At 71.3% G+C, this 8,150-nt stretch carries 8 protein-coding genes; 7 read left to right on the top strand and 1 reads right to left on the bottom strand.

Annotated elements, in window-relative coordinates:
- The 5 genes from F0L68_RS40465 to F0L68_RS40450 all read left to right on the top strand — a co-directional run.
- Positions 1-587 (top strand): ASCH domain-containing protein (locus F0L68_RS40465; RefSeq protein ID WP_223199582.1); only part of this gene is annotated, 587 nt, incomplete at its 5' end.
- Positions 584-1,171: a hypothetical protein gene (locus F0L68_RS40460; RefSeq protein WP_149855223.1), complete on the top strand. Its 588-nt coding sequence runs from the start codon at positions 584-586 to the stop codon at positions 1,169-1,171. The genes F0L68_RS40465 and F0L68_RS40460, both read left to right, overlap by 4 nt.
- A 95-nt stretch (positions 1,172-1,266) precedes the next feature.
- Positions 1,267-1,407, top strand: coding sequence for a hypothetical protein (locus F0L68_RS42985; RefSeq protein WP_188317107.1), 141 nt, complete (start codon positions 1,267-1,269; stop codon positions 1,405-1,407).
- Positions 1,404-1,700 carry a hypothetical protein gene (locus tag F0L68_RS40455; RefSeq protein WP_149855222.1) on the top strand — a complete coding sequence of 99 codons (297 nt, stop codon included), beginning with the start codon at positions 1,404-1,406 and terminating at the stop codon, positions 1,698-1,700. Before F0L68_RS42985 ends, F0L68_RS40455 begins: the two co-directional genes overlap by 4 nt.
- A gap of 359 nt (positions 1,701-2,059) precedes the next feature.
- Positions 2,060-2,635 carry a hypothetical protein gene (locus F0L68_RS40450; protein ID WP_149855221.1) on the top strand — a complete coding sequence of 192 codons (576 nt, stop codon included), beginning with the start codon at positions 2,060-2,062 and terminating at the stop codon, positions 2,633-2,635.
- 164 nt (positions 2,636-2,799) lie between these two features.
- Here the strand turns inward: F0L68_RS40450 and F0L68_RS40445 are convergent, their stop codons facing one another.
- Positions 2,800-3,672 (bottom strand): class I SAM-dependent methyltransferase, encoded by an 873-nt coding sequence (locus tag F0L68_RS40445; protein WP_223199581.1) that lies wholly within the window; start codon positions 3,670-3,672, stop codon positions 2,800-2,802.
- Positions 3,673-4,018: 346 nt separating this feature from the next.
- Between F0L68_RS40445 and F0L68_RS40440 the strand changes: the two genes are divergently transcribed.
- Positions 4,019-4,402: a TnpV protein gene (locus tag F0L68_RS40440; RefSeq protein ID WP_149855220.1), complete on the top strand. Its 384-nt coding sequence runs from the start codon at positions 4,019-4,021 to the stop codon at positions 4,400-4,402.
- Positions 4,342-8,150 (top strand): DUF8437 domain-containing protein (locus tag F0L68_RS40435; protein WP_223199580.1); only part of this gene is annotated, 3,809 nt, incomplete at its 3' end. The genes F0L68_RS40440 and F0L68_RS40435, both read left to right, overlap by 61 nt.

Genomic DNA, 8,150 nt, shown 5'->3' with positions numbered 1-8,150 from the left:
TGCGGCCGCTGCAAGGGCAGCGGCAAGCACCTCAGCCCAACCGGTACGGCGTGGCGCGCGTGCGGCCGCTGCAAGGGCAGCGGGCGCCGCCGTCGAGTGTTCGCGAGCAAATCATGAGCCGCCCCAACGAAAACGCCGTCGAGGTCAAGGCGCTCAGCGTCCGGCCACCCTGGTCAGAGTGGATCGCGGACGGCATCAAGCAGGTCGAGAACCGCACGTGGCAGCCACCCAACAACTGGCGCGGCACACTCGCGATCCACGCCGGAAAGACGCTGGACTGGGACGGATTCTGGTTCGGCTCCCGCCTGGGCCACTGCCTCGACGACACCGAGGTGGCGCGCGGCGAGTTCATCGCCGTCGTCAACCTGGTCGCCGTCCACCGGGCTGGCGCCGTGCACTGTGGGGAGCAGTGCCGGGAGTGGGGTGCGCCCGACTGCTGGCATTGGATGCTCGCCGACGCCCGCCGGATCGTCTCGATCGAGTGGCGCGGCCGACTCGGCTTGTTCGCCCCTCCGATAGACGTGATCGAGCAGGTCACCGCGCTCGCCGCGGCCGCACGGCCAGGACGACGGAGGCGAGATCGATGAAAGACACCGTGTTGCCGAGAGGGGTACGGTCCACGAAGAAGATCCTCACCGGCGAGTTCGCGCGTCGCTTCCGTCCTTCCTCCGAGACGGGGTTCGCCGGGGCGGAGAACCCCGATCTGGCTGAGGTGCTCGCCGCAGAGGCAGCAGAGATCAGCCGTCAGGAAGGGCGGGCCGACACCAAGGCGATCCAGGTCGGCGCGCTGGCCGGGACGCTGGCCACCGTCGCCGCCGCGGCCATCGGCGTCGTCCTGTCGCACGCCGTCGGCTGGCCCGCCCTGGCGATCACCGGTCTCCTCGCGGCCGCCGCAGCGAGTTGGATCGCCGCAGTGGCCGTGCTGCTGCGCCGCGTCATCCGGCCTCAGCTCGGCGCTGCGACGCGAGGCACCTTCGTGAGCGGCAGGCAGACCGACGAGCTCGACGGCATGACCCTGATCAGCTACCACCGAGCCCGGATCGACCGCCAGGGACCTTTGGTGCTGGCCCGCTACCAACACCTCCGCCGCGCGGTCGACCTGTTGCTCTACGGGTTCGTCCCCTTGGGCGCCGGTGTCCTCGCCGCAACCCTGACCGCCGCCCTCACCTGAGGGATGGCCGGCCTTCTGGCGCTGGCCGAGGCGGTCGGCCTGAGCAAGAGCCGCGTCGGCGAGATCATCACCAACCAGGACAGGACGGAACGATCATGAAGCTGGATTTCTTCTTCAAGAACGAGAAGTACGGCAAGTCCGCGCAGGTGAATGAGGAGCGGGTGACGGAGGATCCTCAGACCGGCCTGGAGCACACCCCGAGCATCATCCTCAAGGACGAGAGGATCGCGTCGTGACCATCACCGCGTACACCACCCCGCTCGGCACGCTGGCCACCAGTCCCACCCCGATCAGCGACCTCGTGGTCGGGGACAGGCTCGTCGTGCACGCCTACGCCACGCCGGCCGTGTACGAGGTCACCGGCGCGTGCGGCGACGACCCCGGAGGCCACCTGTCCGTGCGGGACCTGACCAGCAGCGACGCCGATGTTCGACGCGACGCCGAACCTGACGTCGACGACCCGCGCGCCGGCGTGTTTGTGTACTCGCCCAACGTGATGCTGAACAAGGTGGTCGGCGCAGCGCGGTGAGCGTCAGGTGTCGACGAGCCCGGCGTCACCGTGCACACCGCTGGCGACCCGGTCGCCGGTGACCTGACCACCATCGTCCGCGTTCGCGGTGCGATCACGTAGCCCCAAAACGACCGAGTGCGAAAACGACCGTTTGGGGCTACGTGCTTGGATAAATGACACCGGGTCGGGGTGCCGGTAAGGCTGCTGTCACCAGCCGCAAACGAGCGTGGATGCCCTGGTCCGGGGCCTGATTGGGCGAGGCGATAGCGTCCGCGCGTGCCTCTACCGCAACCTCGCCGACGCGCAGGAAGAGCCGACCCCATGAGCACGCCGCATCCGACCCTCTTGTCGCGGAACGTGTCACGAAACGAGGAGCCATGTTCAACGCCACCGATCTGAAGCACATGGAGAAGCTGGCGGGCAAGATCCCGGGCGGGGAGCCAGCGCTGGACCGTGCGCGGGCCCGCGCACAGCAGGCCGCGGAGCGCGTCGCCGCCGCCGTCGCAGTGGACCCGACACTGCTCGACTACGACCGCAGTCGCGATCTCGATGTCTGCGCTGAGATCCTCCGCCAGCTCCAGCCGCTCGCCCGCCAGGCCGCCCTGACACTGGAACACGGCCGCCTGACCGAGGCCGGGGCCTCACGGGAGGAATTCGCGCGTATCGGCAAGATCAATCCCCTCGCGCCGGACGAGCTGGACGCCTTGTCCGAACGGGTCGTCGAGCTTGCCGAGCGCGCCGCCGCCGCGGCACTCCCGGACTGGAACACGCCACAGCGAATCCGGGAACGCTCCGCACGCCTGCTGCCCAGCCCCGACTTCATCGCCAGCCTTGCCGATCAGCTTGCCGAGGCCGTTCGCCCCGCCGCTGAACTGCCCCACCCGGCCGCTGCGGCTGTCCAGCTTGCCGCACTGGCCGACAAGCTCCGGGCTGCCGCCGACAGCCGACCGTGACGAACCTACGTTGCGGCTCGGGTCAGCTTCGGGAGTTCAGGCCCCGGACCAGGGCATCCACGCTCGTTTGCGGCTGGTGACAGCAGCCTTACCGGCACCCCGGGTCGCATGGGAACGCCCCATGCCTCGGCGCGCTGCGCCGACCAGCACCAGCACCAGCACTCCTACTCTGGCTTGCTCGCTCGCAGTCCGTACAGCAGGGGGATTCGCGGATCAGCCTCGGGCAGCCGCCACCACCCTGTGTCGGTTCGCTCCATGCGTTCCCACCGGGGCCACGGCAGCAGCTCCGACTCGCGCAGCGCGGTGATCCGCAGCCCCGCGCCGGCCACAGCGGTGACGACCTCGCCCAGGCCGTGCGCCCACTCGTAGGCCACCGGCGCGTCCTGTAGGGCTGGGCCGTCGGTGTAGGTGTGGGCTCCGCCGCGCTCCAGCGCGCCGCGTCCTTCGAGATAGTCGTTGCGCAGCAACAGTTCAGGACCCGCACCGCGGGGAGGCTTCGGGCCAAGCGAGCTGAACAGCGGATGGAACTCGACGACGTAGAGCAGCCCGCCCGGTCTGAGCAGGTCGCTCACGACCGAGGCCCACCTCGGCAGATCAGGCAGGTAGCAGAGCGCGCCCTTGCCGGTGTAGACGACGTCGAAGCGCTGTCCCCGCACCGCCTGGACCGCGTCGTACACGTTCGCCTGGACGTAGGTGACCGTGAGGCCGGCGCGCTGGGCGATGCGCCTGGCCTCCTCCACGGACCTGCCGGACAGATCCAGGCCCCAGGTTCGAGCGCCCTGGTGCGCGAACGCGAGCGTCTCCGTCCCCAGATGGCATTGCAGGTGCAGGACGTCGCGCCCGGCCAGGTCGCCGAGGTCGGCCCATTCGAACGCCGCGAACCAGTCGAACGGGCTGCGGCTGCCGTCGAGGCCGTAGAACGCGCTGGCGGCGTGGATGGGCGTCCGGGCGTCCCAGTTCGACTGGTTCGCCCGCATCATCGCCTCGACGGCGGCGTCGAACCCGGTGGATGCCGAACCCGTCGGCTGATCGGTCACGAGCCAACCTTGCCGCGCAGGGCGGAGATCGGCCACAGGCGGCGCCCGTCAGCGGCAGCCTTGTCGGCGATCTCGACTCGATCAGCCGAGGTGCCGGCCGCACGCCGGCCGAATGATCTCATTTCAAACTGAAATAATCGTGAATATCGGTACTGTTATTATGTGAGCTCCAGTTGACATATGAGAGGTCATGCTTATGCTCAACAGCACGAGTGCAACTGAAACTCACATTGTGGTGACCTGGTGCGAGCGACCAGGGGAGGTGTTGAGATGGCACGACGCCGTCGCAACGCTGTCTCCGAGAACCAGCTCTCGCTTGATTCGCTGTGGGCGCTAGGGGAGAACGATGAACCGGTACGGGACGATGGCGCAGGAGCACTGGGCGAGGTTCCTGCCGGCCCGCTACAGCCAGATCCCGGACCCGACGGCGTTCTTCACGACCCTGGGGCGGGAAGCCGAGGAAGCGATCGCGGACCTGGCCGACCAGATGGCCGGGAACGACCCGCCGAACGAGTCCTACCTGGAGAAGCTGGGCCGGTTGACCGCGATCGGGCAGCAGGCGCGGGAGCGGATCCTGGCCGAGGTGGTCCTGCTGCCGGCGGAGCCGGGCAGCGAGCTGGACGAGACCGAGCCGCAGGACCAGCCGATGGCGGCGGAGCGGTCGACCGGGTGGATCCCGACCGGCGAGGATCCCAGGCACCCGTTCTGGCGGGACAACCCGCCCCAGTAGCACCCCCACGGCCGTCGATCGTCGAGCCGGACCTGGTCGCCGCACCGGGGCAGGACCCGTTCGCCTCGGAGCTGCTGGCCGCGATCAGCCAGGAGCAGGTGCGGGCCTACCTGCGGGCACACGGCTGGACAGAGGAGGCGTCCAACCTCCATCCGGCGTCGCTGTGGACCCACCAACACCCCGAGGGCGACCCGCGCTTCCGGTTCGTGGAGCTGCCGGCCGCGACGGATCGACGGTGGGGCGCACGGCTCGCCGACGTCGCCGACGTCGTGGCCGATGTCGAGCAGCGACCCACCATCTCCGAGCAGGTCCTGCACGACGTGGCCGGTCCGGACTCGCCCACCCGCTTCCGCACGCAAGCCGACCTGGAGGCGATCACCGGCGGCCAGGTGCTGGCCTACCTGGCTCGGCAGGGCTGGCAGCAGGTCGACACCCGGGATCGGTACTCGCTGTGGGGGCACCCGCGCCACGCCGCCAGCGACCAGGTGCTGGTCCCGGCCCGCGAGCGGGACCGCGACTGGGCGCGGCGCCTGGACGAGCTCGCCGCCACCGTCGGCCTGGCCGAGGGCCGCCTCTCCGGCGCCCACCAGGTGCTGCGGGATCTCACCACGCAGCCGGTCCCAGACCAGGCCGGCGACCACGTCCTGACCGCCAGCGCTCCGGCCGCGGCCGAGGAACCCGCTGCGCCGGCGCAGCGGCAGGATCTCGCCACGCCGCCGGCGGCGCCGGACTGGGATGAGCTGGTGCGGCGGGTGATGTCCGGCGCTCTCTCGCCCACGCGCGCGGCCCGGGAGTACCTGGCGGCCGACCAGGACGCCACCGAGCAGGACGTCAACTCCACCGCCTACCAGGTGCATCGCGCCGTCGAGCAGGAACGCGACAGGCTGCTGGGCGAGCACAAGACGGCGTGGCAGGACCGGGTCGGCGAGCTAGTGCGGTCAGGGGTCTCCACGGCGGCGGCCGAGGGGACCGCGCTCGCCGAGATCCTCACCGATCCTCCCACCGCGCCGCCGGTCGTGGACGAGACCGCGGCGGAACCGGTCAGCGAGACCGCGGAGCCAGCCATCCCGACCGCGGCCGCCGACCCCGCTCGGGGTCCCGCGCCGCGGTACCGCCCCGCCAGTCAGGACGGCCTGGCCCCGTCGGGGGAGATCGCCCGTCTCCGCGCGAACCTCGCCGCGCTGCGGACGCTGCGTGCGCTGCAGCAGCAGCAGCGGCCGGCCACCGCCGAGGAGCAGGCGGTGCTGGCCCGCTGGTCGGGCTGGGGCGCGGTGGCCAGGGTCTTCGACGAGACCGACGCGCGGCTGGACTGGGCCCGTGCGGAACTGCGGGAGTTGATGACCGAGGCGGAGGTCCGCGCCGCCGCCCGCAACACCATCAACGCCCACTACACCGACCTGGCGCTGGTGCGCGGCATCTGGCAGGCCGCGACCGCGCTGGGCTTCGACGGCGGCCGGGTCCTGGAGCCGGGGTGCGGCTCGGGCAACTTCCTCGCCGTGGCGCCGGAATCCGCGCACCTGGTCGGTGTGGAGCTGGACCCGACCTCGGCGGCGATTGCCGCCGCGCTCTACCCCGACGCGCAGATCCTCACCGAGTCCTTCGCCGCCACCCGCGCCCCCGAGGGTGCCTTCGGGCTGGTCGTCGGGAACGTGCCCTTCGGCGACATCACGTTGACCGACCGACGCCACAACCAGGCCGGCCACGCCATCCACAACCACTTCCTGATCAAAAGCCTGCACCTGACCGCGCCGGGCGGGCTGCTGCTGGCGGTGACCTCCCGCTACACCCTGGACGCCCAGAACCCCGCCGCGCGCCGCGAGCTGGTCGGCCTGGCCGACCTGGTGGGCGCGGTCCGGCTGCCCTCGGGCGCCCACCAGCGGGCTGCGGGGACCAGGGCGGTGACCGACGTGCTCGTGCTGCGCCGCCGCGAACCCGGCCGCGCGCCCGCCGCCGGGGAGTGGGAACACGCGGTGCGCACGAACGTGGACGGCGTCGACCTGCCGGTCAGCGAGTACTTCCTCGCGCACCCGGAGATGGTGCTGGGCCAACTGAGGTCCGGCGAGTCGGGCAACGCGATGTACCGGGCCGACGACCTGGCCGTGCACCACCCCGACCTGGCCGCCGTGCCCGCCGACCTCGCTGCGGCCCTGGGCCGCGTCGTCGAGCACGCCCGCGCGGAGAACCTGCTGTACTCCCCGGCCGCCGAGGCCGCGACGAGGTCGGCGGGGCCGGTGGCGTTGGTCGGCGGCGTCGCCGCGCGCCGCGAGGGCTACATCACCGCCCGCGACAACGGCAGTTTCCAGCGCGTGGAGGACGGCCAGCAGACGCCGTACGAGGTGCCGAACCGGCAGGCCAGCGAGCTGCGGGCGCTGCTGGGGATCCGCGACGCCGTGGTGGCGCTGCTGGAGACCGAGGCCGCCACCGGGGAGGACACCCCGGAGCTGGACCGGCTACGGCAGCGCCTGAACACCCGCTACGACGCCTACCTGGACCGGTACGGGCCGATCAACCGGTTCACCTGGCGGCACACCGGTCGGATCGACCCGGACACCGGCGAGGAGAAGATGTCACGGGTCCGGCCGCCGGTGTGGGCGAAGGTCCGCGTCGACCCCTTCGCGCCGGCGTTGGCCGCGCTGGAGAACTTCGACCCGAGCACGCAGCGCGCCGCCAAGGCCGACGTGTTCACCGTCCGGGTCATCGCGCCCCGTCAGCCTCGGCTGGGCGCGGACACCCCGGCCGACGCCGTGGCGATCTGCCTGGACACCCACGGCGGGGTGGTCCTGGCCGAAATCGCCCGGCTGCTGGGCACCGACGAGGCCGACGCCCGCCACCAGCTGGGCACGCTGGTATTCGACGACCCCGACACCGGCGCGCTGGTCGCCGCGGCCGACTACCTCAGCGGCACCGTGCGCGCCACACTGCGGGCGCTGCTAGACGCTGGCGTCGACGAGGACTCGCCGTACTGGGTCAACGTGGTGGCGTTGCGGGAGGTGATCCCGCCGGACCTGGAACCCGAGCAGATCGCCGCGAAGCTCGGCGCCGCCTGGATCGACGCGCTGGACGTGCAGCAGTTCCTCCAGGAGATCCTCCAGGACACGACGGTGCGAGTGGACCACCCCGGCGCGTCGGTGTGGGCGGTGCGGGGCAACAACCACGGCGTGGCGGCCACCCAGGTGTGGGGCACCGAGTTCGCGCCGGCCATCCGGATCGCCCAGAACCTCCTGGAACAGCGGCCGGTGCTGGTCTATGACGTCTACGACCTCGGCGGCGGGAAGACCAAGCGGGTCCTCAACCAGGACAAGACCGTGGAGGCCCAGGGCAAGGCCGACGCGATGGCCGAGCGGTTCTCCGAGTGGGCCTGGGAGAACCCCGCGCGGGCGCAGCGGCTGGCCGGCACCTACAACGAGCTGTTCAACGGGATCCGGTTGCGCAGCTACGACGAGGTCGAGCTGTCGCTGCCGGGCCTGGCGGTGAGTTTCTCCCCGCGGCCGCACCAGGTCGCCGCCGTGGCCCGAATGATCAACGAGCCGTCGGTACTGCTGGCGCATGAGGTCGGCGCGGGCAAGACCGCCGAGATGGTCATGGGCGTCATGGAGATGCGGCGGCTGACCCTGGTGGCCAAGCCGGCGGTGGTCGTGCCCAACAACATGCTGGAGCAGTTCGGCCGGGAGTGGCTCCAGCTCTACCCGCAGGCCAAGCTGCTGGTCGCGACCAAGGAGGACTTCGCCGGCGAGCGGCGCCGCGAGTT

This window comes from Solihabitans fulvus (assembly GCF_008386585.1).
GTDB classification, from domain to species: domain Bacteria; phylum Actinomycetota; class Actinomycetes; order Mycobacteriales; family Pseudonocardiaceae; genus Solihabitans; species Solihabitans fulvus.
This window is presented reverse-complemented; position numbering and strand designations above follow the sequence as displayed.